The 26533-nt window shown below is 54.9% G+C and carries 24 protein-coding genes; 15 read left to right on the top strand and 9 right to left on the bottom strand.

Annotated elements, in window-relative coordinates:
- Positions 1-15 precede the first annotated feature (15 nt).
- Entirely contained in the window at positions 16-1062 is a 1047-nt protein-coding gene (locus M2418_RS14375) for a GlxA family transcriptional regulator (protein ID WP_259147340.1), read from the top strand.
- Positions 1063-1154: 92 nt separating this feature from the next.
- Here the strand turns inward: M2418_RS14375 and M2418_RS14370 are convergent, their stop codons facing one another.
- A complete protein-coding gene (locus tag M2418_RS14370; RefSeq protein WP_259147339.1) occupies positions 1155-1382 on the bottom strand; it encodes a hypothetical protein in 228 nt (75 codons plus the stop codon).
- A gap of 431 nt (positions 1383-1813) precedes the next feature.
- Here M2418_RS14370 and M2418_RS14365 point away from each other — a divergent pair, with 431 nt between their 5' ends.
- Both M2418_RS14365 and M2418_RS14360 read left to right on the top strand, forming a co-directional pair.
- The gene (locus tag M2418_RS14365; protein ID WP_259147337.1) at positions 1814-2545 is read left to right on the top strand and encodes a prolyl oligopeptidase family serine peptidase; all 732 of its coding nucleotides are present in this window, start codon (positions 1814-1816) and stop codon (positions 2543-2545) included.
- A gap of 232 nt (positions 2546-2777) precedes the next feature.
- Positions 2778-3659, top strand: a complete 882-nt coding sequence (locus M2418_RS14360; protein WP_259147335.1) for a DMT family transporter — start codon at positions 2778-2780, stop codon at positions 3657-3659.
- A gap of 67 nt (positions 3660-3726) precedes the next feature.
- On the opposite strand, the gene M2418_RS14355 is transcribed toward M2418_RS14360, so the two are convergent.
- Positions 3727-4731 carry an inorganic phosphate transporter gene (locus M2418_RS14355; RefSeq protein WP_192488926.1) on the bottom strand — a complete coding sequence of 335 codons (1005 nt, stop codon included), beginning with the start codon at positions 4729-4731 and terminating at the stop codon, positions 3727-3729.
- A complete protein-coding gene (locus tag M2418_RS14350) occupies positions 4731-5375 on the bottom strand; it encodes a DUF47 domain-containing protein (protein WP_192488927.1) in 645 nt (214 codons plus the stop codon). Before M2418_RS14350 ends, M2418_RS14355 begins: the two co-directional genes overlap by 1 nt.
- Before the next feature lie 108 nt (positions 5376-5483).
- On the opposite strand from M2418_RS14350, the gene M2418_RS14345 reads away from it, so the two are divergent.
- Both M2418_RS14345 and M2418_RS14340 read left to right on the top strand, forming a co-directional pair.
- Entirely contained in the window at positions 5484-5999 is a 516-nt protein-coding gene (locus tag M2418_RS14345) for an NUDIX hydrolase (RefSeq protein WP_192488928.1), read from the top strand.
- Positions 6000-6185: 186 nt separating this feature from the next.
- Positions 6186-8450, top strand: coding sequence for a methyl-accepting chemotaxis protein (locus M2418_RS14340; protein ID WP_259147334.1), 2265 nt, complete (start codon positions 6186-6188; stop codon positions 8448-8450).
- Between the two features lie 109 nt (positions 8451-8559).
- Here M2418_RS14340 and M2418_RS14335 read toward each other — a convergent pair whose 3' ends face one another.
- Entirely contained in the window at positions 8560-9456 is an 897-nt protein-coding gene (locus M2418_RS14335) for a DMT family transporter (RefSeq protein ID WP_259147332.1), read from the bottom strand.
- Between the two features lie 371 nt (positions 9457-9827).
- On the opposite strand from M2418_RS14335, the gene M2418_RS14330 reads away from it, so the two are divergent.
- From M2418_RS14330 to M2418_RS14305, 6 genes are read left to right on the top strand one after another with little or no spacing between them, the layout of a single operon-like run.
- A complete protein-coding gene (locus tag M2418_RS14330) occupies positions 9828-11501 on the top strand; it encodes a bifunctional diguanylate cyclase/phosphodiesterase (protein ID WP_259147331.1) in 1674 nt (557 codons plus the stop codon).
- 41 nt (positions 11502-11542) lie between these two features.
- A complete protein-coding gene (locus tag M2418_RS14325; protein ID WP_259147330.1) occupies positions 11543-12016 on the top strand; it encodes a hypothetical protein in 474 nt (157 codons plus the stop codon).
- The gene (locus M2418_RS14320; RefSeq protein WP_259147329.1) at positions 12016-13188 is read left to right on the top strand and encodes a class I SAM-dependent methyltransferase; all 1173 of its coding nucleotides are present in this window, start codon (positions 12016-12018) and stop codon (positions 13186-13188) included. The genes M2418_RS14325 and M2418_RS14320 overlap by 1 nt, the downstream gene beginning before the upstream one ends.
- On the top strand, positions 13188-15542 hold the full coding sequence (locus M2418_RS14315; RefSeq protein ID WP_250985095.1) for a SpoIIE family protein phosphatase: 2355 nt from the start codon (positions 13188-13190) through the stop codon (positions 15540-15542). The genes M2418_RS14320 and M2418_RS14315 overlap by 1 nt, the downstream gene beginning before the upstream one ends.
- Positions 15543-15545: 3 nt before the next feature.
- A complete protein-coding gene (locus M2418_RS14310) occupies positions 15546-16106 on the top strand; it encodes a slr1658 superfamily regulator (RefSeq protein ID WP_250985094.1) in 561 nt (186 codons plus the stop codon).
- A 7-nt stretch (positions 16107-16113) separates the two neighbouring features.
- Positions 16114-16452: a slr1659 superfamily regulator gene (locus M2418_RS14305; RefSeq protein ID WP_259147327.1), complete on the top strand. Its 339-nt coding sequence runs from the start codon at positions 16114-16116 to the stop codon at positions 16450-16452.
- 8 nt (positions 16453-16460) lie between these two features.
- Here M2418_RS14305 and M2418_RS14300 read toward each other — a convergent pair whose 3' ends face one another.
- The 3 genes from M2418_RS14300 to M2418_RS14290 are packed head-to-tail and all read right to left on the bottom strand — an operon-like array spanning position 16461 to position 19514.
- The gene (locus M2418_RS14300; RefSeq protein ID WP_259147326.1) at positions 16461-17444 is read right to left on the bottom strand and encodes an ABC transporter substrate-binding protein; all 984 of its coding nucleotides are present in this window, start codon (positions 17442-17444) and stop codon (positions 16461-16463) included.
- Positions 17437-18834 (bottom strand): sensor histidine kinase, encoded by a 1398-nt coding sequence (locus tag M2418_RS14295; protein WP_259147325.1) that lies wholly within the window; start codon positions 18832-18834, stop codon positions 17437-17439. Before M2418_RS14295 ends, M2418_RS14300 begins: the two co-directional genes overlap by 8 nt.
- Entirely contained in the window at positions 18834-19514 is a 681-nt protein-coding gene (locus M2418_RS14290) for a response regulator transcription factor (protein ID WP_250985090.1), read from the bottom strand. Before M2418_RS14290 ends, M2418_RS14295 begins: the two co-directional genes overlap by 1 nt.
- Positions 19515-19611: 97 nt before the next feature.
- Between M2418_RS14290 and phnD the strand changes: the two genes are divergently transcribed.
- Genes phnD through M2418_RS14270 form a run of 4 tightly spaced genes read left to right on the top strand, consistent with a single transcriptional unit; the run spans position 19612 to position 24727 of the window.
- Complete coding sequence (gene phnD / locus M2418_RS14285) at positions 19612-20574, top strand: phosphate/phosphite/phosphonate ABC transporter substrate-binding protein (RefSeq protein ID WP_259147323.1); 963 nt, start codon at positions 19612-19614, stop codon at positions 20572-20574.
- A 39-nt stretch (positions 20575-20613) separates the two neighbouring features.
- Positions 20614-22452, top strand: coding sequence for an iron ABC transporter permease (locus tag M2418_RS14280; RefSeq protein WP_259147322.1), 1839 nt, complete (start codon positions 20614-20616; stop codon positions 22450-22452).
- Positions 22452-23552, top strand: a complete 1101-nt coding sequence (locus M2418_RS14275; RefSeq protein ID WP_259147321.1) for an ABC transporter ATP-binding protein — start codon at positions 22452-22454, stop codon at positions 23550-23552. Before M2418_RS14280 ends, M2418_RS14275 begins: the two co-directional genes overlap by 1 nt.
- A 35-nt stretch (positions 23553-23587) precedes the next feature.
- Complete coding sequence (locus M2418_RS14270) at positions 23588-24727, top strand: ABC transporter substrate-binding protein (RefSeq protein WP_259147320.1); 1140 nt, start codon at positions 23588-23590, stop codon at positions 24725-24727.
- A 70-nt stretch (positions 24728-24797) separates the two neighbouring features.
- Here the strand turns inward: M2418_RS14270 and M2418_RS14265 are convergent, their stop codons facing one another.
- Positions 24798-25520, bottom strand: a complete 723-nt coding sequence (locus tag M2418_RS14265) for a copper homeostasis protein CutC (RefSeq protein ID WP_259147319.1) — start codon at positions 25518-25520, stop codon at positions 24798-24800.
- On the bottom strand, positions 25517-26518 hold the full coding sequence (locus M2418_RS14260) for an ABC transporter ATP-binding protein (protein WP_250985084.1): 1002 nt from the start codon (positions 26516-26518) through the stop codon (positions 25517-25519). Before M2418_RS14260 ends, M2418_RS14265 begins: the two co-directional genes overlap by 4 nt.
- Positions 26519-26533 lie beyond the last annotated feature (15 nt).

The following is a 26533-nucleotide window of genomic DNA, read 5'->3' as shown; positions in this document are numbered from 1 at the left end:
ATTGCGTCCCTTTGAATGAATATTTGCGCCATGTCTCTACAACACCCCAAGAAATGTCTCAGCGTCGCCTTCCTGCTTGCCGACCGATTTACGCTGTCAGCATTTGCAAATTTCGTGGATGTGTTGCGTTTGGCGGCCGATGAGGCAGACCGTTCCCGGCCTATATTGTGCGAATGGTCGGTGCTGTCGGCGAGCATGGACAGCGTGCGGTCAAGTTGCGGCGTAAAGGTACAGCCCGATACCCGTCTCACCCAGGCGAAAGACTATGATTATATCGTCGTCGTGGGCGGGTTGATTGGTGACCAAAGTGCGTTGGATCCGGAAACGCTGCGTTTTCTCCAGTCGCGAGCAACAACCGGCCTCCCTGTTGTTGGTTTGTGTACTGGTGTCTTTATCTTGCATGAGGCAGGTCTACTGGATGGTTATCGCTGCTGTGTAAGCTGGTTTCACCATCAAGATTTTCTGGACCGCTTCGATACCGAACAACTGGTTGCAGATCAGATCTTTGTGGTGGATCGCAACCGCCTGACTTGTTCCGGCGGTCACAGTGCTGCGCATCTGGCAGCCTTTTTGGTCGAGCGGCATATCGGTCAGTCGGCGGCGATCAAAAGCCTCAACATCATGATGATCGACAACGCGCTAAGCGGTGAAAAACCTCAACCTGGGCAACAAAGCTCAAGACGGGCCAATGATCCGCTCGTCAAAAAGTCCATCCTTCGCATGCAGCAGAATATCGAAACCCCAAAGACAGTCGCGGAGATCGCGGAGGATCTGGGCGTTGGACGGCGCAGTCTGGAACGGCGGTTTTTGAGTGATCTAGGCACGACGCCATCAAAGATTTATCTGGAAATTCGCCTTGAGAGAGCGCTCTCGTTGCTTCGCACCACAGAAGAAACCGTCACGCAAATTGCGCTGGCGAGTGGTTTTTGCGATGCTCCACACCTGACTAGGCTTTTGCGGGCCGAACGTGGAATGAGCCCAAGCGAATTTAGAAAAAGCCATCTGAGACAGGGCACTCCAACCGGGGAGTTTGCTGTCGGCGTTTTGGTGCCGCAAACCTAACACTTACACATGTCCCAATAAGACAATTTCGATGTTCTGACTTGCGACACAACGTTTTACTCAGGACGGAAAAACCGCCTGAAATAGATGCTTTAGTGGCGGGCTGTCATATCATTGAGAGCCTTATGGCGGGCCATGGCATCCTGCAGATCTGGCACATTTCTGTGGCCTTCCCGGAAAAGATTGATGCAAATCTCAGCTGCAATGCTGACATCCGGATCATCTTTTTTCAGCGCGTGATGGCTGCGCCACTCATGCAAAGCAGTATCAATAATTTTTAGTTCAATAGGTCCAAAAGTGGTTTCAAAAAACGATGGCATTACAAATGTGACCTCCACAACGGAAAGCGATGTAGGAGTCAGGTTTGATAATTCAAGACAGCCGATGGCAAATGTATTTGCTCAACCCCCCAGCCAAATTATCAATAATGTCGGGGATCGTTGCGGCACGCCTGACAATTGCTATCCGGTCAAAACGCCGGGGAAGTCCATGTCGTGAGCGTGCCGCGCGATGTGTAAAAGAAAACGGCTGAAGCCTTATCCAGTTCCCAAATTGGCGCCTTGGACGCAAAATAGTGAAGAGTGGGCAACAACGATAATATGTGTTTCGCGCCCTTATCTGCAACTTCGCTACGCTTTGAGACGTTGGTGCCTCAAACTGTCATCACCCTTCATTGGCCATGAAACTTGCTTTGTCAGACGTGGGGCATGACCATGACGAACCCCGAAACCGTTAAAGAGGAGATACACGGATGAAAAAGGGATTTTTGTCTGCTGTTTTGTGCGCAGCACTGACAGCAAGCACGTTCGGAGCAGCACTGGCCGATCAGGTTGCCATGATATCAACGGCAACTGTCAAGAATGACCTCAATTATCTGATTTACACGCCGGAGGGTTATGAAACCTCAAGCGAAACATATCCTCTCGTTGTCTGGCTTCACGGTGGCGACCAAGGCGGCAGCGATATTGAAAAAGTCAAATCGAGCGGGCTTCCGAAGCTGATCGCAGATGGCAAGCAGTTTCCGTTTCTGGTTTTTTCACCTCAAAACCCGAGTGAGGAGCTGCTTTACCCTATCGAGAAAGTAAAATCAGCGCTTGATGAAGTTATTGCAAAACACCGTGTCGATCCATCCCGTATCTATGTTGTAGGGTATAGCCGTGGCGGCTTTGGAGCCTGGGCCTTGGCTGAGCAATATCCTGAAACCTTTGCTGCGTTTGCGCCGATAGCGGGCGGCGGCAATCGCCACTACCTCAACAGAACCAACGAAAAAGCGACATTCTGGGTCTTTCATGGCGCCAATGACGACGTGATCCCTTTGTCGGATTCCGTCATCCTGTATGAACGTCTCAAGACTTTGAAACGGGACGCCAAACTGACGGTGTTTGAAGGTGTCGATCACTCAGGCGTTGAACTGGCTGCCTTGAACGACCCCGAACTATGGGACTGGCTTTTGAAACAACGGCTGCAAACCACCCCAAAATAACCACTTTAAGCGCCCGGATCAGCCGCTGGTTGTCCGGGCGTTTCTGTGTCTGAATTGACGACTGAAATCTGCACAAAATCAGCCTGCGTACCAACGGTATAGTATCAGGCAAAACCAAAACTCCTCTTCTTGCAGGGTACCAACATTTGCCATCATAATTTTCAAGCAATGTCTTGTTTTCGGGTATAGAAGATATGCTTTCCACCACGAGAACAGGCTCAAGGCAGCAGAAATGAACAGTAAAGCATCGGGCTACGTCTACGTATTGCTCGCCGTCACGATATTCGCCGGTCAGGATGCTTTTTCGAAGCTGCTTGGAGAAAAATACCCGCCAATCATGGTGACCATGATCCGGTTCTGGGCATTCGCCGTTTTTGTGACAATTCTGGCGGCCGCTGCACCTGGTGGCCTGCGGGCATCGCTCACCACCAAACGGCCGTTTCTGCAGATCATCCGTGGTTTGCTGCTGGTTAGCGAAGTGGTTGTTGTTGTTATTGCCTTTACGACTGCAGGCCTCGCCATGAGCCAGGCAATCATGCAGTCCACTCCCCTCATCGTCACGGTTCTGTCCATTCCGCTGCTTGGTGAGCAGGTTGGCTGGAAAAGAGGTTTGGCCGTTCTTGTCGGTCTGATCGGAGTTCTCGTTATCCTCAACCCTGTGAATGTCGATTTTGACGTTCGACTGCTCATTCCGCTCGGCGCCAGCCTGATGTACGCACTCTACAACGTCGCAACCCGTGCCGTCGGGCATCACGACAGCGCCACCACGAGCGTTTTTTATGCGGGCATTGTGGGCGCGATCGCGGCCTCCATCATTGGTCCCTTCTACTGGACACCCATTGCCCCAAGCGACTGGCTGCCGATGGCAGCTCTCTGCATCTGCGGTGCGATAAGCCACTATTTTCTGATCAAGGCGTATTCACTGCTGACAGCGGTCGAGGTGCAGCCGCTGACTTATTTCCAGCTGGTGCTCAGCGTCGCAGTTGCAACCCTGTTCTTCGGTGAAACCATCACATTGAACATGGTGTTTGGCGCATTGATTGTGGTGGGAGCCGGCCTGTTCACGGTCTGGCGAGAATATCGCCGCTCCAAGGTCATCACGAAGATCATCTGAACCATCACGTCAGATGAGCCGCTGACAAGAGGAAACTCCGGCTAACAATCAAGCCGGAGCCATTATTTTATCCAAACAGCGAAACCAGCTTGAAGGTCGCGTAGGAAATCAGCGCCGCTGCTGGCATGGTAACAATCCAGGCAATGACGATATTGCCCGCCAATCCCCAGCGCACCGCCGACATACGACGGGCTGCACCAACACCGATGATAGCGCCAGTGATCGTGTGGGTGGTCGAAACTGGAATGCCGAGCCACGTCGCGGCAAACAGCGTCAATGCGCCTCCGGTTTCCGCGCAGAATCCCTGCATTGGGTTAAGACGAGTGATCTTCGATCCCATCGTGTGAACGATGCGCCAGCCACCAAACAATGTGCCGAGCGCCATCGCCGATTGGCAGGTAATCACGACCCAAAAAGGAACGTAAAACTCAGAGCCGAGATAGCCTTGGCTGAACAAAAGGACCGCGATGATACCCATGGTCTTTTGAGCATCGTTACCGCCGTGACCGAGTGAATAAAGCGATGCCGAAATGAACTGCATGATACGGAAGGTACGATCAACCGCAAACGGCGTCTGGCGCACGAAGATCCAGGACACCGCCAGCACCAGAACCAGGGCCAGAAAGAAGCCGATTGCCGGCGACATAAAAATCGCGCCAGCGGTTTTCAGGAAGCCGCTCCAGACGATTGAGGAAACGCCGACCTTGGCAATGCCAGCACCGATCAAGCCACCGACCAGAGCGTGCGACGAGCTGGATGGAATGCCGAAAATCCAGGTAATGATGTTCCAGACGATCGCCCCGATCAATGCGGCGAAGATCACCGCAGGCGACACGATACCGGGGTCGATGATACCGGTTCCAAGTGTTTCAGCCACATGCAGGCCAAAGAACAGAAAGGCAATGAAGTTGAAAAATGCAGCCCAGGCTACCGCATATTGCGGGCGCAAAACGCGCGTCGAGACGATCGTTGCGATCGAATTGGCCGCGTCATGCAGCCCGTTGAGAAAGTCGAAAAACAGCGCGATGCCGATCAGGGCCGCCAAAAGCGGAAAAGCGAGTGTCGCGTCCATCAGACGTTCTCAATCACAATGCCGCTGACTTCATTAGCGACATCTTCGAACCTGTCGACAACCTTTTCCAGTTCGCCATAGATCTCGCTGCCAATCATGTAGGCCATCGCGTTGCCAGTCGCGCCGTGGCGCAAGAACAGGTCTTTTAGACCCTGATCGTGCAGGTCATCCGAACGACCTTCGACACGCGTAACGTCCTCGGCAATTGCGCTGAGTCGCTGGGCATTGGCGCCAACCTTGTCGAGAAGTGGAATGGCCGCTGCGACAAGATGTGCAGCCCGCACAATCTCTTCACCCATCTGGCGCATCAGCGGATCGAAGCTTCTCTGCTCAAACAGGCGGATGGTCTTTACCGTTTTGTGCATCATGTCGATCGCGTCATCCATCGACTGGATGAGATCCTTAATGTCACCACGGTCAAAGGGTGTGATGAAGCTGCGACGAACCGCAAGGAGAACGTCACGGGTGATATTGTCGGCGCGATCTTCAAGCTCAACGATACGTTCGCAATTGGCTTCAAGGTCTATGCCATTCAGAAGATTCCGCAAGGCTTCTGCAGCCTCCACGACCGTTCGCGCATGTTCATTGAACATATCGAAGAACTTGTCTTCGCGCGGCATCATTTTCCGGAAGATACTCATCATGACTTCTATTCCTTGCCTTCAGGCTGATCGCTGTTGCGCTGTCATAAAACTGTCATAAATGCAACTGGACGATTGAAGCTTGGCTAAAAATCAGCGATTTATCTTTGGATGAAAGCCCCAAAACCGGACCGTAAGAGGTCGCCTCCCAAATCAAGCAGTTTGCTGCAACAATTAGCATCGATGCCGGACAAGCTGTTCACTGGCGGGTTTCGAACGCAATATGGCGCGTTGTGTTTTCGGCGGTTAGCCGAGCAAGATGACATTCAGATCCTGCTGGTCACAACGAGAGGCACGGGGCGATGGGTCATTCCCAAGGGCTGGCCGATGAAAAAGAAAAAGCCCTATCAGGCTGCAGAAATCGAGGCCTGGGAAGAAGCGGGCATTCGTGGCCGCGCCAGAAAGAAACCGGTTGGTCGATACACATACCTCAAATGGCTGGATGACGGCGATGTCGCACCCTGCGTGGTTGAGGTTTTTCAAGTCGAGGCCACCGATGCCGTCGCCGACTTCAAGGAACGAGGGCAGCGCGAGGTCGCATGGTTTTCTCCCGACGAAGCCGCGCGCCGTGTCCGTGAAGTAGAGCTCAAGTCGCTGCTGGTCGAATTTCGGCCAAAAGGAAAGTAACAGCGAAAGTGCAGGCAGACGCGGCTGAAATCGAAACTTAGCTGACGAAGCAAAACACCCCCATACCTCCCCGAAATGCCAAGCGGCATCAAAAATAAATAGTAATAAATCATCACGATTTTTATTAAAAATTGAAGCTTTAGGCACATAGTCCCGAGGAGAGATATTTCGCGGAGGGGGACCGAAATGAATGCGAAAGCCGTAACAAAACCACTTTGGATCAAAATCACGGGCTACGGCTTTGCCGCTGTGCTTTTTGCCAGTGCTGCCATCGGTGGACTGGCCTGGTATCGTCAGGCGGATATGAATGACAAGGCGCTTGATAGCAAGGCAGCAAGTGATCTTCAGGTTATCCAGACCGATATGGCAGCCATTCAACGCTCTGCTTCGGCGATGGCTTTGGCCTTTGCGGGTGAACCTGATATTGCAGGCCTGGTTCAGGCAAATGATCGCCAGCAACTTCTGGAAAAATTTTCCAAGAACATCAAAGAAATCGCACAGGTCGGCGGGTTGCAGAACTTTACCGTTGCCGACGCCAAGGGTAACGTCATTGCGCGCGCCCATGCGCCTGAAAAATTCGGTGACAACTATCTGAACCGCCGCAAGACGGTCGCCTCGACAATCTCGACCGGCAAGGTTTCCGCCGGTATCGAGCCCGGTCGTACCGGCATTGGCATTTATGCCGTCGCACCTGTTCTTGTCGACGGCAAGGTTGTCGGTGTCGTCGATATCGGAACCGAACTTTCCAACGCCTATTTCACACCGCTTGCCCAAAGACTGGGCGCAGAGATCGCTGTCAACGTCATGTCCGAAGGCAAGCTGGTCAACCAGTCATCGACCGAAGACGGTAAGACGCTTCTGTCTATGGAAACGGTGCAGGCTGCATTTGATGGTAAAGCCATCTTCGAACCGTTGGTGCTCGACGGTCGCGACATACTGGTCAAGGCAGTACCTTTCAATTCCTTCTCTGGGGAAAAGATCGGCGTCTTTGAAATTGGCACCGATGCAACGGATATGCTGGCGCAGGCCCGTACCGCATTGTGGACCATGATCGGCGTGACCATTGTGACGTCGCTGCTTGCACTTGCGGCGTTCTTTATGTTTGCAAAATCACTTGGTGATGCAATCGGTCGCCTGACTGGGACTATGTCACGTCTTGCGGCTGGCGATCTCTCGGTTACCATCGAAGGCGAAGGCCGCTCTGACGAGACCGGTGCCATGGCGCGCGCCGTTCAGGTCTTCAAGGACAATGCCCTCAAGACACAGGAACTTGAACGTCAGGCCGACGAGCAGCGCAATCTGACCGAAGAGCAGCGCCGCAAAAATACCGAGGAAGAGCGTCAACGCGCCGAGGCCATGGCTGAAGCCACCAACGGCCTTGCTGCCGGTCTTAAACATCTGTCATCCGGCGACCTGACCTATCAACTTGATCGTCCGTTTGCGGCAGACTTCGAAAACCTGCGTGCAGACTTCAACGCAACGGCCGAACAGCTGCGCAACACGCTTCAATCTGTTGCGCACTCGACCAGCTCTATCGATAGCGGCTCGCGCGAAATCAGCCAGAGTGCCGACGACCTGTCGAAGCGGACTGAACAGCAGGCGGCATCACTGGAAGAGACCGCAGCGGCGCTCGACCAAATCACGGTGAACGTCACCAACTCTTCTAAACGCGCCGAAGAGGCTCGTACGGTCGCGATCCGGGCAAACGAGAGCGCACGCCTTTCCGGGGCCGTTGTTGCCAACGCCGTACAGGCGATGGGACGGATCGAGGAGTCCTCCGGCCAGATTTCCAGTATCATCGGTGTGATCGATGAAATTGCCTTCCAGACCAACCTTCTCGCCCTGAATGCCGGCGTTGAAGCCGCCAGAGCAGGCGAGGCTGGCAAGGGCTTTGCGGTCGTTGCACAGGAAGTGCGGGAGCTGGCCCAACGCTCAGCGCAGGCTGCCAAGGAAATCAAGGAACTGATCAGCAAGTCGTCTGTCGAAGTTGGCAGCGGTGTCAAACTGGTCAGCGAAACCGGAGAAGCTCTTCGTACCATTGAATCCTACATCGTCACCATCAATCAGCATATGGATTCGATTGCGACATCGTCGCGCGAACAGTCTGTTGGATTGGCGGAAGTCAACACGGCAGTCAACCAAATGGACCAGGTAACGCAGCAGAACGCGGCGATGGTGGAAGAAGCCAATGCCGCCGGTGCAACGCTTGCCACCGAAGCCGGTCGTCTGCGCGAATTGATCAGCCAGTTCCAGCTTGGACATGGTGGCGTTGGTGGCGCAACGAACCAGACCGCAGCCCTTCGCAAGACGGCAGGCGTGATGGCTGCCTCGCCGCGTTCAACCCCTGCCCCGTCGCCTGCGCGTGGTATGGTTGGCAAGATTGCCCAGGCCTTCAGTGGTCGTTCTGGTGCGGCAACGGCGGCAGCGACCGACAGTTGGGAAGAGTTCTGATCTGAAGGTTTAAAACGTTGAACAAGCAAAGGCGGGAATGGAGATCATTCCCGCCTTATTCATATCCGGACACCACGGGTATGCTGATCGCGAGATACGGGCTCCGCAATTAGACAGCAGCGCGACCTTCTGCCAGACGAATGGACCGCCGCTCCCATGCGACAAGAACAAGGCTTGAGGCAACGATTACAAAGGCACCGACAAAAACATTGGTCGCGGGGATTTCGGCCCAGATCAGATAGCCGTACACGAAAGCCCAGATGAGACCGGTATACTCCACCGGCGCCAAGGCAGACGCCGGCGCATGGCGGAACCCTTCGTAAAGCAGGTATTGACCTATTGTCGCGACAAGACCCAGACCGATCATCAAGGACCAACCGAGCATGTCAGGCGTTTTCCAGATCCACGGAAATGTCACGGCGCAAGCAAGACCGAACAGCAGGCTTGTCGCCCACATCTGGGTGAGCGTCGTTTCCGTCTTGCTGACAAGGCGAATGAGAATGGTGCTGCAAGCCCAGAAAAAACCAGCAAGGATACACATCAGCGCCGGAATGACGTGGGGTGAATGGGTCGGATTTGCCGCGATCACCATGCCGGCAAACCCGCCAAAACAGGCAATCCAGCGACCAATACCTACCTTTTCCTTCAAGATCGGGATCGACAGGAACACAACCATGATTGGCGCGGAAAAATAGAGCGTCGTCAGCTCCGCCAGCCCCATGACCTTGGCGGAATTATAAAAAAGCAACCAGGCAAACAACATCAAAGCCGCGCGAAGCACCAGCGTCCCACGATATTTACTCTTGAATATCGACGGGTGGCGAAATTGCGCTGCAAGCGTGCCGGTGATCAATACGATGACCAGACTTCGCATGAACAGGATTTGCGGCACTTCATAGGTATCCACCAGCCATTTAACCAGCGCGTCCTGTAAGGCAAAACAGGCGTAGCCGCCAGATGCAAGGGCAATTCCAAGAAGAGTTCTGCTGTGGGGAGCTGCGGTCATTATCTCAATGCTTTTACGATCGTGACGCTATCCGCCCGATGTTGTGGTACAAGGCGTTAGAGTGTGGCGCGCTTTGTTGCAACTGCAAAAGCAACTTGCAGGAGCCGGTGAGATTTGATTGTGCAAACAACCTTTGTCGTCCTGCGCCTGACACGTCGATTGACGAGACCAAGAATTGCGGCGTTCTAATTTCAAATCGCAAGCACTATCATATGGATATGCAGACACTTTGGCCGAATGGCTTGGAAAAGCAAATCTCTGATGCGACCAACTTTATTGATCGACTTTTAAGTAGTCGACGCTAATATGCCTTAATATTGAGCCAAGAAAAGAGCTTCTAGCAGCCTGTGATGAGGGAGAATCTCTCAGAGATGAGCAAAGCGCAATCGAGTTGGCAACGGTCTTCCGGCGGCACCAGTGATTGTGCTGACAAGTTGACGATCTTCGATCGTCAGTTCAAACTCGTTGATGTCACGGCAACTGTGCAAACCTCCGTTTCGCGTGAAAGCGATTTATCCCTTTGGGAGATCTATCCAGAGTTGGACAGGACGAGCGTCTTGAGCCACTTTGGTGCGACACCGGATCAACCACTGCGTCTCAGCCGTGACCTCGGTGCTGGCGCATTTCGCGAACTTGCAATCCACGCGATCGGTGATTTTTACGGCGTCGTCCAGACCCATCGAACGGCAGATGAAACTGAACGCATGGCCCTGCTCTATCAGGCAACCCATGACCCGCTGACCGGACTGCCGAACCGGCGCCAGTTCGCGCGAGATTTATCGGCGGCACTCACCGCCATTTCGTCTGATGGCAACAGTGTTTCACTGATGCAGCTTGACCTTGATGACTTTAAACCTGTCAACGACACGCTGGGGCATCCCGCTGGCGACAAACTGCTGCAACTGGCTGCTGACAAGATCAAGGAATGTCTTGTCGGCAAGGAGTCCGCCTACCGTTTGGCAGGGGATGAGTTTGCCGTCATCACCTCCGGTCAGGACCAGCGCCAACGTACCAGTGAATTGGGGGATGCCCTGGTTCACGCCTTCAAGCGATCCTTCACAATCGATGGAATTTCGGTATTCGTAGGCCTCAGCGTTGGCATTTCGATTGCGCCGGGTGATGGCAGCGATCCCGAGACACTGATGAAGGCCTCCGATATCGCGCTTTATGCGGCCAAAAAGGAAGGTCGCGGCCGCGCCAGCGCCTTTGATGTCGCGATGCTGCAAATCATCGAACAGCGCGAACTGCTGCGGAGAAGCCTACGCATAGCCTTGGAAAAAGACCAGTTTTCCATTGAGTACCAGCCGATTGCCGAAGGCAACAGGATATTCGGCTTTGAAGCTTTGTTGCGGTGGCAACACCCGCTGTTAGGCGAGATTCCGCCTGCCGTCTTCATTCCGATGGCAGAAACAGATGGCCTGATGAGTGAAATAGGACATTGGGTTCTGGAGAATGCATGCCGCGAAGCCTTGAACTGGCCTGCCGACTACATCGTTGCCGTGAACCTTTCGCCAGCCGAGTTTCTGGTCAGCGGGTTGACCGACCGGATTTCACAGATACTCGATACCGTGGGCCTTGCTTCCGACCGTCTTGAACTGGAGATTACCGAGGGTGTGCTGCTGGAACGCACCGTCAACAATCTCGACACACTCAATACTCTGAGTGTGCTCGGCATCCGAATTGCGTTGGACGATTTCGGAACACAGTACTCGTCGTTGAGTTACTTGAAGAACTTTCCCTTCGATACGCTGAAAATCGACAAGTATTTTGTGTCCGACCTGGAAACAAATGCCAAAAGCCAGGCCATTGTTCGATCTGTGATAGTGCTCGCTCACGATCTGGGCATGGAGGTTGCGGCGGAAGGCGTTGAAACCACCGAACAGGTTACCTGGCTGCGTGGTCTTGGATGTGACCGTCTGCAGGGTTATGCCATCAGCAAGCCGATGCCACCATCGGCGATAAATAGTTTTATGGCCGGTTCAGTGTCACTGCCGGAGACAGTCCCCCGACGATCGATTACTCCTGACAAATATACCCGTCTGTAAGCAATATCTCGACATCTTACCTGAAGTGTTTGGAGGTGATCATGACCGGACCATATGCCAGTCCCAACCCGGAAACGTTTCAGGACATGGCAGCATTGGCGCTAGACGTCAGCCTTTTCACGTCGGAGTTTCGCCTATGTGACACAATCTCCGAATATCTCGCCGACATTGTTGCCCAGTCGCACGAGGACCCGTCTCGCTACGCCAACTTCAGTTCGATGCTTATCAACGAGATTGTGGAATTGGCTTTTCGTTCTGCGAAACCTGTCGGCAATATTGATTTTAATCTTCTGAGGGGTGACGCATGTGTTCGCGTCTGTGTGGGCTTTACCCCGGACAGAAAGGCCCTGCTGCGCTGGCAAAACCCTGATCGATCAGCACGGAGAGAGGAATATCATCCCGACCACGATCTGCTGGTTCTTGCTGATGCCATAAAGGTCAATGTCCAAGCTGAGACAGACGCCGGCGATCGCGTAATCCTGACTGCAGATTTCATGCTGCAGGAGGGCGCATAATGAGCCCGTTCTCGCCATCATTTTCCGCTGAATTCGACGATATCAACCAGGAAATCGTGCTGAGCGGCAGGATACGTCCTTCGTCCCCTGACGAGATGGCTGGTGTTCTTGATCTGATCAGGCGCAGTCTCAATAGCAGCGGCAATGTCATCTATCTCAACATAAAACGGGTCACACATTTGAACATGACCGCGTTTCGTTGTCTTGAGCAGGTACTAACAGAGGCCTGCGAGACAAAAACCCAGCGCAACATCATCGTTGTTGCATCGAGTGTCATCGCCTGGTCCGCACCTCTTTTCCAAACACTTGCCTCCATCCAACCCAACCTGTCGGTCGAGATTTACGATTCAGCCTTTTATCCCGGGCAAACCTTCGTCGAGGATGAGAGCTTCATTCCTATTTTGCGAACACAGACCAAAATGACCTGGCGACACGAACGCGAAATTCTGCCGCGGCATGGTATGCGAAATGGGCTGAGCATCGCCGACATATGCTGCGGTATCGGTGACTTCGCGACCTTGATCAAACGTCAATTCGAACCGGCACGTCTGGTTGCGCTGGATCACTCGAAAAGAAGCCTCGACTACGCCAGGCGTGTCGCCGCAGAATTCGGTCTGACCTCAATTGAATACACCTATGGAGATGCCGCACAGATGTTGTTGGCCGACAATCAGTTTGATTTTGTCACCTGCCGCCACTCTCTGCAGATCTTTGACCGGCCGGACATCCTTCTGCGCGAGTTGTTTCGGATTTGCAAACCGGGTGGCCGAGTTTACATCACCAACGAAAAAAACTCCCATTGCCTCGGTGAACCCCATTCGGAATCGATCCGCTGGACCTATGAGCAGGTGGCGAAACTATTCAGCCATTTCGACATGGATGTGGAAATGGGACCAAAAAGCCGCCGTCTTCTCAACGATGCCGGTTTTGACGACATCAAGGTGGAATCCTTCATGGTAACAAACCTCGATGGGGACCCAAGAGATTTCGCCGATGTGATTGAAGCGTGGGAAGATGTTTATGCCGGACAAATGGCCGTCCGTCGCGGTGATCCTCCCGACTTCATCCGCCGGTTCCGGCAAGGGTTCAAAGATCATGTGCTCGCCGCCCTACACCCCAAGGGATATGCGGGATGGCCAATCTGGGCTGCATCCGGACGGAAACCATACTGATGCCCAAAACCTTGACCTCAATCCGCCCGTGGGGCTCATTTCGCGCCAAGTTCATTCTCGTCGTCGGTAGCGCCGTTCTCATTGACTTGCTGATCAGTGGAGGGTTGGCTTTATGGAATGTGCAGCGCCTGTCGCGTGACGCGACCGAAGAGGTCGGCCATGGTCTTGAGCAGGCGAGCCAGGACTATATCCGAACCTATGCCAATTCTACGGCGGCCCAGGTCTCGCTGCTTCTCGGTCAGGTCAACAATGACGTGAGCGTCCTTGCCGGCGTGTTGCAGGAACAGATAGACAATCCACAACGGCAGAAAAATATCGGCTCTGCAATTTCCGGAACCTCGCCGGCTAGCGTTCAGCTTACCTACGACCCCGCTGGTCAGTGGGCACAGAATGCGCCGGGTGCACCATCTGTCGTCAGCGCCTGGGGTTACCTGCTAAATGAAGACCGTTCACCGCGAGCTGATGTACAGGACGAAATTCAGACAAGCGCCGTTCTTGATCTCGTGGCACCCAGTCTTCTGAAAAACGGCTCTTCCAAACTTCAAATGTATTTTATCGGCCCAAAGGAACGGCCGATCTTTAGGACCGCACCCTATACCGATCAGGCGCAGACTTTTGACCGGCTTTATCCCGGGCACAACACCGCCAATTTCTGGGACTTCTTTTTCCCCGGCCTCTACGAGTCCTGGCAGGGTTGGGACGCGGAGTTGAGGGCACATACCGGTCCCGATGACATCACCCGAACAGCCCCGTATACCGATGCTATAACTGGCAAACAGATTGTCAGCTTTTTTCATCCGCTATGGAGCACTGACAGGAAAAACGTTGCCGGAACGGCTGGTGCCGACATCACCCTCGATCAGCTTGCCGAGATCGTCGAAAATGTGAAAGTTGCCGAAACCGGCTTTGGATTTTTGTCGATGTCCGATGGCAACGTCATCGCCATCAGCAAGGACGGTGAACAGACGATTGGCCTCCGTTCGGCCAGCGACACCAAGGGAACCGGTGTGACCGGTCTCGAACGCTCACTGAAAGGCAGCTCGCAACCTGCCATAACGGAATTGGCCAACAATCCCGGCGAGGACATAAGGCACCTTACACTGGATCAGGACGGCGAGCCGGTGCCCTATATGGTGATCATGAAAAACCTACCACCCAGCAACCTCTGGGAGCCGGGCCATGTCCGCAAAGATGCTATGTCGCTTGGCATCGTTGTACCTGAGCGGGAAATATATGCTTCCCTTTTCGCGGCTCAATCGAAGATTTCCGACGCGACCAACCGCATCATCATCTATCAGATCCTCGCGATCCTCCTGTCGTTGATCATTGTGACATTGGCCGTGCTGGCAGTGTCGAAACGCATTACCGGCGGCGTCAGTGCGCTTGCCAGTGCCGCACGCCGGATCCAGACGCAGGATTATTCGGTGCGTGTGCCGGTCACCAGCCGCGACGAGGTGGGGCAGGCAAGTGAAGCGTTCAATCGAATGGCGCAGCAGATCAGTTATCACACCGAAAATCTCGAACAGCTGGTTGAGGAGCGAACCGCCGAAATCGAAGAGGCAAAAGAAGAGATTTCGGTGCTCAACGCCCAGCTAGAAAAAGAAAATCGGCGCTTAGGCACGGAACTCGCAGTTGCCGAAAGAATCCAGATGATGGTTCTGCCGCTTGCCTCCGAACTCGCCTCATCCAAGGATCTGGAGATCGCTGCCTTTATGAGCGCCGCTGACGAGGTGGGCGGTGACTACTATGACGTTCTGGAAGCGAATGGGCGGTTCAAGATTGGTATCGGTGATGTCACCGGGCACGGCCTTGAAAGCGGTGTCCTGATGCTGATGGTGCAATCTGTTGCCAGAGCTCTGCATGAAGCAGGCACGACCGATCCGGTGAAGTTTTTGGTTGATCTGAACAGCGCACTGTTCAAGAATATCATCAGAACCCGGATCGACAAACATCTGACGCTGGCCTTCCTTGACTATGACGGGCACGATATGCTGATTTCCGGACAGCATGAGGAGGTCATTGTCGTGCGTGCCAATGGTGCGCTGGAACGAATTGAAACCATGGATCTCGGCCTTCCAATTGGGTTGGAGTCCGACATTTCGCCTTTTGTTGGAACGCGCAAGATCAGTCTGGCAAAAGACGATATCATCGTTCTGCACACGGACGGTGTGACCGAAGCGGAAAACGTTAGCGGAGAGCTTTTCGGCATAGACCGTCTTTGCGACGAAGCGGTGAAATTACACCGGCAAAGTGCTGACCGTATCGCCGCCGGCATCATCGCCAAGCTTATGGACTACATCGGTCCACACAAGGTTCACGACGACATCACCCTTCTCGTATTGCGGCACAGGTAAGCTATGTCCAGAAGCGTCCTTGGGGTTTACAATCTTACTGAAGCAAGCTTCTCACAAGGGGCCCGCCTGACGCTGGTTGACGGTCCGCTTGAACTTGGTTGGCGGCACTCGGGGCTCACATCCGATTTTATCGCCGAGGCGATGGCACTGCCTTTTTTCGGCTCACGAGCGCTGCACACGAATATTCGTCACAACATTGGATATCTGAGCAATGAACTGATCGAAAACGCAGTAAAATTTAGGCAGCCCGGCAAGATCGTCATCGAAGCCTGTGTTGTCGACGGCACGTTTCTGATGCGGGTTTGCAATAAGATCAATGCCGAAACATCAGGTAAATTTCAGGAAATACTGATAAACATGTTATCAGTTGACCCGGGCGAACTGCTTATCCGGCAAATTGAAGCCAATGCCGTATCCGACACCGGAGGTTCGGGATTGGGCTTGCTAACGCTTTTGGCGGATTATGATGCGCGCATGTCATGGGAGTTTGAGACTTCCAATGACGATCGCGTTAGACTGACAACAACAGCTTCGCTTGCGTTGCCACTGACCTCCAACAGGTGAATAGCAGATGGAAATCAGAGACGAGAATTTTCGGATATGGACCGAAAACGATTGCGTTTATTTTGATGGAGTTTTGCGGCTGGCTGGACCGGATGCCTATGCGCCGATCTACTCTCTTGCCCTGACTGCGCTTCACGAAAATCGCGATCGGGTGATCTTTGATCTGACCGGCCTGGAGTTCCTGAACTCATCCGGCATCAACCTGCTGGCAAAGCTAACAATCGAAGCACGCAAGCAATCGGACACGCAGCTTTTGATCAAGGGCACTTCGCAATATCCCTGGCAATCGAAATCCCTGCCAAACCTCAAAAAACTTTACCCACAGCTTGATTTGCAGCTGGCCTGAAAAAGCAGTCAATTCACAACCATCTGAAACCAGATGTCGAGAAACTTGCTGCGTTTGATCGTATCGCGAAACACCAGAAGTTCAGGCCCAAGCTCGATCCCCTGCAGACTGTCGAACGACGTAAAATCGATGGGATAGCTGAAACCGGCTTCGGCAAGAGCGGGCTTCGCGTCAACCGAGTGAAGCACTTGCAGGGCAGCGCGTGCATCGCGAAGGTTTGTTGCACCCTTTGGCATTAGCACAGTCCACGGCACCGCAAGCACGTAATCTTGCGGTACGGCAACCGTCACACCCGCTGGCAAGGCACCATTGGCTGATAGGGTAGACAGCGGCACATTGTACAAAACATCAATCTCACCGGCCCGCAACGCCTCCAGCAAATCGTCTGTCGTGTCGTAAATTCGCGCTTTGGCAACGCCGAAAGAGCGCATCAATCGCCAATAGAGCGAAGTGCGTATGGAGTCCTGCGAAGCCAGCAGGTAGCTTACATCATCTATCCCGATATTGACGATGCCGACACGGCGTGAGAACTGCTCGCTGTTCTGTTCAAGGGCACGTACCAGCTCGATACGGGTGCGCGGCAGTCGATCCGCAAAGGCGTCCTGCCTCAACACCATCACGGCGGGGTCTGACCAGAAACCAAAAACTTCATGACGCCATTGTTCTTCGGCAGCGATGACAGCCGCGCCGTTATCGGCTGCGTAACCCTCATTGGCGACGGAGACGGCAATATCCGGCGAAGAGAACAGAGCAATGTCAAATGGCGGGTTGGCACGTTTTGCTTCGGCAGCGATCTGCGCAGAGGAAAGCCTGACGTAAGACAGCTGCGTTCCCGGCAAGCGGCTCTCGATCACTGCAATCAAAGGCGCAATCCGTTCTTCAGACACGACACCGGCAATGCGGACCGCTCTGTCCTGTGCCTGCACGGTCATTGGCACAAGACTGCCAATCAACAACAGGCAAAACAGCGCGCTACGAACAACGTTAGACATCTTTGTCCTGCCCTCCAGCAATCATTGGCAGCACGACCTCGACGACAAGACCACCACCGACACGGTCCGCAACGGAAATACGTCCGCCGAAGGCCACGACCACATCCTTTGCAATGGCAAGGCCAAGGCCTGACCCTGGCTGTCGCGCACCACCGCGAACAAACCGCTGGAAAATCTTGCCCTTTTCCGCATCCGGTATACCCGGCCCACGGTCCATAACCTTTAAGGTCGCCGAACCATCCACCGCCTCCAATTGCACCGTCGTTGGACCAGCCGCGTGAATGAAGGCGTTTTCGATCACGTTCCGAACCATCTCACGCAACACGACCGGTTCTGCCTCAACCGGGACCGGAGCATCATGCGTCGCGAGCGTGAGGGAGTACATCTGGCTGGTATAGGCGCTCTCTGCCCGCAGCATTTGCAAAGCATTTCTGATGGCATCGCCGAAATCGACGATCTCGCGTTCCTGCGTTTCCAATCGGTGCAGTGTTGTTGCTTCGGAAAGCAACATGTTCGCCAGCAGCCCAGCTTCACGCGCATTGTGATGGATACGCGACAGACGGCGACGCGTTTGCGGGTCTTCCGCTTCTTCTAGCCCTACCTCGGCCTGCGCCTGAATGGCGGCCAGTGGCGTGCGCAACTGATGCGCAGCATCCGCAGTGACGCGTTTTACTCCATCCAAAACCGAGCCCAAGCGGTCCATAAACTCATTCAATGCAGACACCAGCGCGGACACTTCCACCGGAACTTCCCGGTCAATCCGGCTCAGATCGGACGGACGCCGTGCCCGCAGATTACTTTCGATAAGACGAAGCGGCGAAAAAGCCGACCGGACCGAAACGAGGATCAGACCACCGGCCAACAGCGCAATGGTGACAGCTGGCAACATGGCGTTGAAGGTCAATTGCCCGGCCAGTTCCCGTCGCGCCTCGCGGGTTTCAGCCACCATCACGCCGATCCAGCCGCCCGTTCCCGTCACCGTGTCGGCGCGGTAACGTTGCACAGAAGCGATACGCACTGCATCGCCGCGATAGACTGCATCATGCAGGTGCAAGGTCTCTTCATTGGCAAGTGGTATGTCGAGGCCGAGAATAGGGGAGCCAGTCACCAGACTGCCGTCGGGCGCTGTGACGCGATAGAACACCCGATTGAGACGCGAGGTCCCGAGGATAGCAAACGCGGAATAGGGAATATCGACCGTAACGGCGCCTTCCTCGATACCAACAGTGTCGGCAATGGCAAGCGCGGAGGCCGTCAGCACACGGTCAAACGCCTCGTCTGCCGCACGCCGCGCATAGGCTCGGACCGTCACGGCAAGCACACTTCCAATCACCACGAACAGACAGACAGTTGTGATAAGCAAACGGCGCTCGATCGACAATCGCGCCATCAGCTTACCGCATCGGTCTTGCTGCGCAGCATGTAACCCGCGCCACGATGGGTGACGATCTCGACATCAACGGCTTCAAGCTTTTTACGCACACGCGACACCAGCAGCTCCACGGCATTGGGTGTGCCAACGTCATCATGCCCGAACAGTTTCAGATAAAGCTTGTCCTTGCTGACCGTATTGCCAGCTTGTGTGGCGAGCACTTCGAGAAATTCGAATTCGCGACGCCCGAGTTCCAGCGGGCTTCCATCCACGCTGGCGGCCCGCGAATTCAGATCAATCTCCAGCCCGCCAATGCGAATGATCGATTTAGCAAGCCCCTTGTGACGGCGCGTGACCGCCCTCAACCGCGCCTCAAGCTCACCGAGGTCAAACGGTTTGACAATGTAGTCATCGGCGCCAAGATCAAGCAGGCTGATCTTGTCATCCAGCTGGTTTCTGGCCGTAATCACGAGCACCGGTGTCGGTGAATTCCGGTCGCGCATATGCGCCATGACCTCAAAACCGCTCCGCCCCGGCAGGTTGATATCAAGCACCACGACATCAAATTCGCCATGGATCGCCAACTCCTCGCCAGATATACCGTCTTGCGCCCACGTTACATGGTGTCCAGCCCGCATCAGCTTGGATTCAATCGCTTCGGCAATGTCGACGGAATCTTCTATGAGAAGGATGCGCATGAGGTTGACAGGACTCTGACAGGAAATTCGGTATAGCTGTCATCCTATAGCAAGGGTTTTGTCGACGCGAGACGGTAAAATCCTTCGGGAGGAGAAAATGAATTACCACGGCGCCCTTGCGGCATGCTGCATGCTGATTGCTTTCATGTTGACCGATAGTGCGGTTGCAAGCGCAGCCCCGTGCGATCAGCGCGCAGCGCTTGATCAGGCCTATTGCGACGCCGATGGCGACCTCGTTGCCGACCTGCCGACCGACCCGTCGAAATTGCGCAATCCCGATACACTCGTCTGGGCCTTCGCACCGATCGAGGATCCCGCCGTTTATGCGCGGTTGTTCCGCCCGTTCACAAAACACCTTTCCACCTGTCTTGACCGGCAAATCGTCTATTACCCTGTGCAATCCGTCTCGGCGGAAATTGCCGCGATGCGTTCTGGACGCCTGCATTTTGCTGGCTTTTCTACTGGCCCAACGGTCGAGGCGGTCAATATGGCCGGCGCTGTGCCTTTTGCCGCCAAAGGGCAAAATGGCGAGGTGCGCGGTTATCACCTCGTCGCAATTGTGCGCGCAGATTCCCCTTACCAAAATCTGGCAGATTTGAAGGGCAAACGTGTCGCCCATGTCGCTGTCGCTTCCAATTCCGGCAATCTCGCACCCCGCGCGTTATTTCCCGCCGAAGGTCTCGTGCCGGATACCGACTATCGCCCAATCATGTCCGGCGCTCATGACAAATCGGTAATGGGCGTGCTGTCAGGCGATTACGATATGGCAGCGGTCGCCTCCGACGTCCTGCAGCGCCTGGTGGAACGCGGGGCAATTGATACGGCGGCCATTCGGGTCATCTATCAAAGTCCGCTGTTTCCAACCGCCGCCTTTACCCATGCTCATGATCTTGATCCCGTGCTCGCGGATAAGCTGAAAGCATGTTTCTTTTCATTCCGTTTTCCACCGGAAATGACTGCCGCCTTCAACGGTGACGAGCAGTTCTTGCCAGTTCGATATGACGAGGCGTGGCGAGCCGTCCGTGCGGTGACCGACGCGGTGGGCACCTTGCCGGACTGACGTCGGAACAACACCGTTCAAACCCCAGAAAGTGATCCCATGACCCTGCAAACAACTTTGCCGGAGGACCCTTTGCGCCCTCAACCGGCCTGGAAAAGGCTTTTTTATCTGTTGCGCGTCAACAGCGCAGACCCGACGCTTTTGCTGGCGCTTTTGCTGCTGGTCGTCTTCGGTTATCTTATCCTCGCCCCGGTCCTGCTACTGTTGGTCGATGCGGTGACGGTGCATTTCGCCGATCTCGCACGCACCCGGCAAGAACTGGGCGATTTGACGCTCTACTACCTGAACCGCGTGCTTCTTTCGCCAATTTCGCGGGATCTCTTCTGGTGGCCACTTGCCCACACCGCCATCATTTCGGCTGCAGCCATCATCATCGCATTTCTGGTGGGTGCCCCGATTGGCTGGCTGCTGAGCCGAACGGATTTGATGTGCAAGAAGTGGTTCTCCACCGCGTTGCTCGTGCCTTACATGTTGCCATCTTGGACATTCGCACTTGCCTGGCTGACGCTTTTCAAGAACCGCACGACCGGTGGTCAACCCGGATGGATGGAGACACTTGGATTCACACCGCCGGATTGGCTTGCCTATGGTGCGCTGCCAATTTCACTCATTCTGGCGCTCCATTACGCACCCTTCGTCATTCTGCTGTTTGGCAATGCGCTCAAGCAGTTTGATACACAGCTGGAAGATTCCGCGCGCAGCCTCGGTGCGAGCCCTACCGTTGTCGCACGCCGCATTATCCTACCGCTGATGATGCCATCGCTGGTCTCGGCAACAACTTTGATTTTCGCAAAATGTCTCGGTGATTTCGGCGTTGCCTATGTGCTCGGTGTCCCAGTTGGTTTCGATGTGCTCGCAACCTCGCTGTTTCGCGCCATCTCCACCAGCCAGGCCGGTGCATCTGCCGTGCTTGCAGGCATGATCGTACTTTTAGGAGCTATTTCCATCGTCATCGACATGCGGCTTTTGAAAGAAGCCAAACGTTTCGTGACCATTGGCTCGAAAGGCTCGATGGTCCGTCAGACGCCGCTGGGCAAATGGCAAATTCCGGCACTCACCTGGGCATTCACGGTATTCGCCATCAGCGCAGCCATTCCGCTTATCGCGCTGACGCTGACGACTGTCATGCGCGTGCCGGGTTCGTTCAGCCTTGATAACTTCACGCTCGATTACTGGATTGGCACCAATCTCGGCACGACTGCGCTGCATCAGGGTATATTGCTGACCGGTGAATTCTGGCTGGCGCTGTGGAACACGGTGTGGATGGTCGGCCTTGCCGCCACTGGCGCGGGCCTGCTTGGCTTGCTGGTCGGTTACGCCGTGGTTCGCTCACCGGTGCCCTTCGTATCAGTGGCGCTACGGCAGATTACCTTCCTGCCTTATCTGGTGCCCGGCATCGCGTTCGCGGCGGCTTATCTCTCGATGTTTGCCGTTGCCCGTCCACCACTGCCGGCACTTTACGGCACACCGATCATCCTTGTTCTCGCCATTCTCGCAGACCAAATGCCATTCGCGTCGCGCGCCGGCATCTCGTCAATGATGCAGCTTGGCAAGGAACCCGAGGAAGCCGGGCAGATTGTCGGTGCTGGCTGGTCCCGCCGCATGCGCTCTATCGTACTACCAATCCAGCGCGGCGCATTGGTGTCGGCAATCCTTCTGCCTTTTATATCCGGCATTAAGGGCCTCAGTCTTGTCGTGGTGCTTGCCGTTCCAGGCACAGACCTGCTCACGACCTACGCAATCCGCCTCGTCGACTACGGCTACAGCCAGGCTGCCAATGCAGTGGTTGTGATGCTCTGCATCGTCGCATTCACCGGCACGATGCTCGTCCAGAAAATCGGCAAGGCCAGTCTCTCAGACGGCATGGGAAGCAAATAATGTCCAGCATTACCCTAGAAAACATTCGCAAAAGCTACGGTCGCAGCGGGCCTGCCGCGATCGGCAATCTCAACATGGAAATCGGTGCATCCGAGTTCCTTTGCCTGCTCGGCCCGTCCGGTTGCGGAAAAACCACGACACTGCGCATGATCGCAGGCCTTGAACATCCCACCGACGGTCGCATTCTCGTTGATGGCAAGCCTATCGTCTCCGTTGGTGACGGCGTTTTCACCGTGCCGGAAAAGCGCAATATGGGACTGGTCTTCCAGAACTACGCGCTGTGGCCGCACATGACAATCCGCGACAACGTCGCCTTCGGCCTGACATTAAGGTCGATACCGACCGCCGAACGCAACGCCATCGTTGATCAGGTCATGACGAAACTGGGCATCGCACGATATGCGGATCGGTACCCGGCACAGCTTTCGGGCGGTCAGCAACAACGCGTTGCCCTGGCCCGCATGCTGGCGTTGAAACCTTCTATCATTCTGCTCGACGAGCCGCTGTCAAACCTTGATGCCAAGCTGCGTCTGGAAATGCGTGCGGAGCTCAAGCGGATTCACGCGGAAGCCGGTTCAACCATCGTGTTTGTTACCCATGACCAGTGGGAAGCAATGACACTCGCCACCACCATCGCTGTCATGAGTGAGGGAGAGTTGCAGCAGATCGGCACGCCTGACGATATCTATGAGCGTCCTGCCAACCGCTTTGTCGCCGAATTCGTCGGCAGCCTTCCCATCAACATCATTGAGCGAGCCGAGGGTCAGACCGGCCCGCTGCATGTCTGGCTGAACGGCGTTCTCTCGCATTTCGGCATCGACAGTGTGGCCGTCGCTTCGGCCGGTATCAGACCGGAAGCCACACGTGTGGGCGTCCTGTCTGATGAAGAGGCCAGCCGCTGCGCGGCCGGACAAGGCACCATCGTTGACGTCGTTCCGACCGGCGGCAGCTGGATCGTCGAACTCGACGTCGAAGGAGCCAGCTTCTTCGCCATAGCAACCGAAAACCCGCATATCGCCGCAGGCGAGCGCATCCATTTCTGGGTCGAACGACAACACCTGCATCTGTTCGACCAGGAGAAGAAACGTATCGCCCGCTAACGGGGATGCGAAATCAAAGGCAGTGGAGGAAAACTATGCCTAAAACATCAATCTACATGCTGGCTGGCATTTCCGTTCTGGCAATGGGCCTTTCAAGCGCCCAAGCACAGGACGTTAAGGAAATCGGCATTCCCGACAGCGAATATTCGCTGGAAGCGCTGATTGAGGCCGCCAAAAAAGAAGAGCCGATCACCGTCATTGACGCCACCGGCAAGATTGTCTCGATGGCCGAGAATTTTTCGAAGACATACGGTCTGAAGGCAACCGGCGTCAAGATGAGCGGACAGGAACAGGAGCAGGTTATCGCTCGCGAAGCCGCCGCTGGCAACGTCCGCACTGACGTCTTCAACATGAGCAACCTGCCATCAGTGGCAAGCCAAATCCTGCCGCAGGGTTTCGGTGTTTCCTGGTTGGCACCCGATCTTAAGGATAAGATCCCGGCTGAATACCAAAGCCCGGCAATCACCAGCAACAACCCTTGGGTCTTTGCCTACAACACCGACGTCAACGGTGAGACCTGCCCGGTTAACAATCTGTGGGCCCTGACCACAGAGGAATGGAAGGGCCGCGTCGCCATTCCGGATCCATTGCTTCGCAATGAAACGATGTTCTGGTTCAACCAGCTGGCCACCCATGGCGACGACGCAATGCGCGAAGCCTACAAGGCACAGTTTGGGGAAGACCTGAAGACCGATGAGGCAAGCGCAACGGCCGAGTGGGTCAAACGCCTTGCCCAGAACAAACCGAAGGTCACCAAGACCGATACGGATGTTGGCCCGATCGTTGGTGCCAAGGAAGAAAAGCCACCGGTTGGTTTCCTCAGCGCCGCCATCTTCCGTGATGCGAAGAAAGACGGCTATGGCATGGGCATCTGCAAGGAGATGAAGCCTTGGATCGGCCAGCTTACGCCGCGTGTTGCTGTCATCGCCGCTGGAACCAAAAGCCCGAACGCTGCCAAGCTTTTCGCGCGGTTCATGATGACTGAAGAGGGCATGGCGCCGCAGCTCGGTGACGGAAAGATCTCCACCAACACCGAGGCCAAGATGCCTGAAAGCGAAGTCTCCGGCATCGCGAACCTCGTTGACCTACTCTACGTCAACCACTCTGAGACCACCCCGGACGACTTTGCCAAACTGCAGGATTGGCAGGACTTCTGGCTGAGCAATTCCCGATAACAACACAGTGCCCCACGCCATGGCTGGCGTGGGGCACTGCCTTTACGTTTGGCGAAACGAATAGGCCGCTTTAACGGGTAAGTCTTTGCTTTAACGCGTGAACAACCGTCGCGTCAGTGCGCTTTATCGTAGAAGCGGAAAAACCGAATGCGACCACCGCGGGATCGGTAATGTCGACTGTGGTCGAGCAGGATGAGTGCAGCTCTGTGACCTCAACTGTTTCCAGTATCGCGTCAACAGTGCCAAGATTGACGCCACCACCGGGCATAATACGGATACGCCGGTCGGCAATTTCCACCAGTTTTCGCAGCTCGCTCAGCCCCTTTGGAACAGACGTTGCTCGACCCGACGTCAAAATACGTTCGAAACCGCACGCAATCGCAACCTCAAGCGCTTCCTCCAGATCGGGAACCAGATCGAAAGCACGGTGGAGGGTTCGCGGCATGCCCGGAACTGCTTCCGACAGTTTTTTCATCGCTTCAGCGTCCAGCCTCCCATCGGCCAAATTTACGCCGAAAACAACACCCGCAAGACCGCAGGACGCGGCAAAGCGGATATCATCCTCCATGACAGTCAATTCGTCAGGGCTATAGACGAAGTTTCCGGCCCGTGGACGGATCATCGCATAGCACGGTACCTGCGTGCGTGCCGCAAAGGTCATCAATCCGGCAGAAGGTGTCATGCCGCCCAGGTCGAGCGCACTGCATAACTCGATACGATCCGCTCCACCCTCAATCGCCGCCTGAAGGCCTGCGATGTCATCGACACAGACTTCCAGCAGAATGTCTGTCATCTGATGGCATTGCCGTCTTCGCCAAAACGGTGCGTCGCACCGCCGTTGGGAGAGGCATAAACCACATCGTCAGGCTCGTAGGCATGTTCTCCGAACAGGCGCACAGTCAACAGACCGATGGTCTCGCTTTCGAGATAAACGATCGTGTCGGCACCAAGGTGTTCGACATGCACGACCTTGCCGGACCACGTGCCGCTTTCACGTGAAAGGGTCATATGTTCCGGTCTGATACCGAGGGTTTTATAACCACTCTCGCCCAACCGGGCAGCGTCGATGAAATTCATCTGTGGCGACCCGATAAAACCAGCAACAAACAGGTTGGCAGGACGATTGAAAAGCTCCATCGGCGAACCGATCTGTTCGATGCGACCGGCGTTCAACACCACAATCTTGTCAGCCAGCGTCATAGCCTCAACCTGATCATGGGTCACATAGATCATTGTTGCCTTGAGACGGCGGTGCAGTCGGGCAATTTCCAGACGGGTCTGTACGCGCAGTGCCGCATCGAGGTTGGAAAGCGGTTCGTCAAACAGAAACAATGTCGGTTCACGCACAATGGCGCGACCTATGGCAACACGCTGTCGCTGGCCACCGGACAGTTCAGCCGGTCGTCGGGCCAAGTAGGGTTCCAGCGACAGAAGCGATGACGCCATAGCGACACGAGATTCAATTTCGGCCTTCGGCGTTCCTGCCTGCTTGAGACCAAGCCCCATATTGTCCTTGACCGTCAGATGCGGGTAAAGCGCGTAGGACTGGAAAACCATGGCGATGCCGCGTTTGGCCGGCGGCACGTTGGACACTTCGCGACCATCAATGACGATTTCGCCGGCGGTGATATCTTCCAGGCCCGCAATCGTCCGCAACAGAGTGGACTTGCCACAGCCGGAAGGCCCGACAAAAATTACAAATTCCCCGTCGTCGACCTCGAGGTTGATGCCTTTCAGCACATCCACCGTACCAAAGGACTTCGCAACAGATTTGAGTGTCAGTTTACCCAAAACAATTCTCCAGAT

It is taken from the genome of Rhizobium sp. BIGb0125 (assembly GCF_024810055.1).
In the GTDB taxonomy this organism is placed as follows: Bacteria; Pseudomonadota; Alphaproteobacteria; order Rhizobiales; family Rhizobiaceae; genus Agrobacterium.
This window is presented reverse-complemented; position numbering and strand designations above follow the sequence as displayed.

Coding starts and splice junctions, on each gene's coding strand:
- M2418_RS14275 (WP_259147321.1), top strand. CDS start 22,452: ATGTCCAGCATTACCCTAGAAAACATTCGCAAAAGCTACGGTCGCAGC.
- M2418_RS14360 (WP_259147335.1), top strand. CDS start 2,778: ATGAACAGTAAAGCATCGGGCTACGTCTACGTATTGCTCGCCGTCACG.
- M2418_RS14270 (WP_259147320.1), top strand. CDS start 23,588: ATGCCTAAAACATCAATCTACATGCTGGCTGGCATTTCCGTTCTGGCA.
- M2418_RS14355 (WP_192488926.1), bottom strand. CDS start 4,731: ATGGACGCGACACTCGCTTTTCCGCTTTTGGCGGCCCTGATCGGCATC.
- M2418_RS14305 (WP_259147327.1), top strand. CDS start 16,114: ATGGAAATCAGAGACGAGAATTTTCGGATATGGACCGAAAACGATTGC.
- M2418_RS14265 (WP_259147319.1), bottom strand. CDS start 25,520: ATGACAGACATTCTGCTGGAAGTCTGTGTCGATGACATCGCAGGCCTT.
- M2418_RS14290 (WP_250985090.1), bottom strand. CDS start 19,514: ATGCGCATCCTTCTCATAGAAGATTCCGTCGACATTGCCGAAGCGATT.
- M2418_RS14315 (WP_250985095.1), top strand. CDS start 13,188: ATGCCCAAAACCTTGACCTCAATCCGCCCGTGGGGCTCATTTCGCGCC.
- M2418_RS14280 (WP_259147322.1), top strand. CDS start 20,614: ATGACCCTGCAAACAACTTTGCCGGAGGACCCTTTGCGCCCTCAACCG.
- M2418_RS14325 (WP_259147330.1), top strand. CDS start 11,543: ATGACCGGACCATATGCCAGTCCCAACCCGGAAACGTTTCAGGACATG.
- M2418_RS14300 (WP_259147326.1), bottom strand. CDS start 17,444: ATGTCTAACGTTGTTCGTAGCGCGCTGTTTTGCCTGTTGTTGATTGGC.
- M2418_RS14365 (WP_259147337.1), top strand. CDS start 1,814: ATGAAAAAGGGATTTTTGTCTGCTGTTTTGTGCGCAGCACTGACAGCA.
- M2418_RS14335 (WP_259147332.1), bottom strand. CDS start 9,456: ATGACCGCAGCTCCCCACAGCAGAACTCTTCTTGGAATTGCCCTTGCA.
- M2418_RS14375 (WP_259147340.1), top strand. CDS start 16: ATGAATATTTGCGCCATGTCTCTACAACACCCCAAGAAATGTCTCAGC.
- M2418_RS14310 (WP_250985094.1), top strand. CDS start 15,546: ATGTCCAGAAGCGTCCTTGGGGTTTACAATCTTACTGAAGCAAGCTTC.
- phnD (WP_259147323.1), top strand. CDS start 19,612: ATGAATTACCACGGCGCCCTTGCGGCATGCTGCATGCTGATTGCTTTC.
- M2418_RS14340 (WP_259147334.1), top strand. CDS start 6,186: ATGAATGCGAAAGCCGTAACAAAACCACTTTGGATCAAAATCACGGGC.
- M2418_RS14330 (WP_259147331.1), top strand. CDS start 9,828: ATGAGCAAAGCGCAATCGAGTTGGCAACGGTCTTCCGGCGGCACCAGT.
- M2418_RS14370 (WP_259147339.1), bottom strand. CDS start 1,382: ATGCCATCGTTTTTTGAAACCACTTTTGGACCTATTGAACTAAAAATT.
- M2418_RS14295 (WP_259147325.1), bottom strand. CDS start 18,834: ATGGCGCGATTGTCGATCGAGCGCCGTTTGCTTATCACAACTGTCTGT.
- M2418_RS14320 (WP_259147329.1), top strand. CDS start 12,016: ATGAGCCCGTTCTCGCCATCATTTTCCGCTGAATTCGACGATATCAAC.
- M2418_RS14350 (WP_192488927.1), bottom strand. CDS start 5,375: ATGATGAGTATCTTCCGGAAAATGATGCCGCGCGAAGACAAGTTCTTC.
- M2418_RS14345 (WP_192488928.1), top strand. CDS start 5,484: ATGAAAGCCCCAAAACCGGACCGTAAGAGGTCGCCTCCCAAATCAAGC.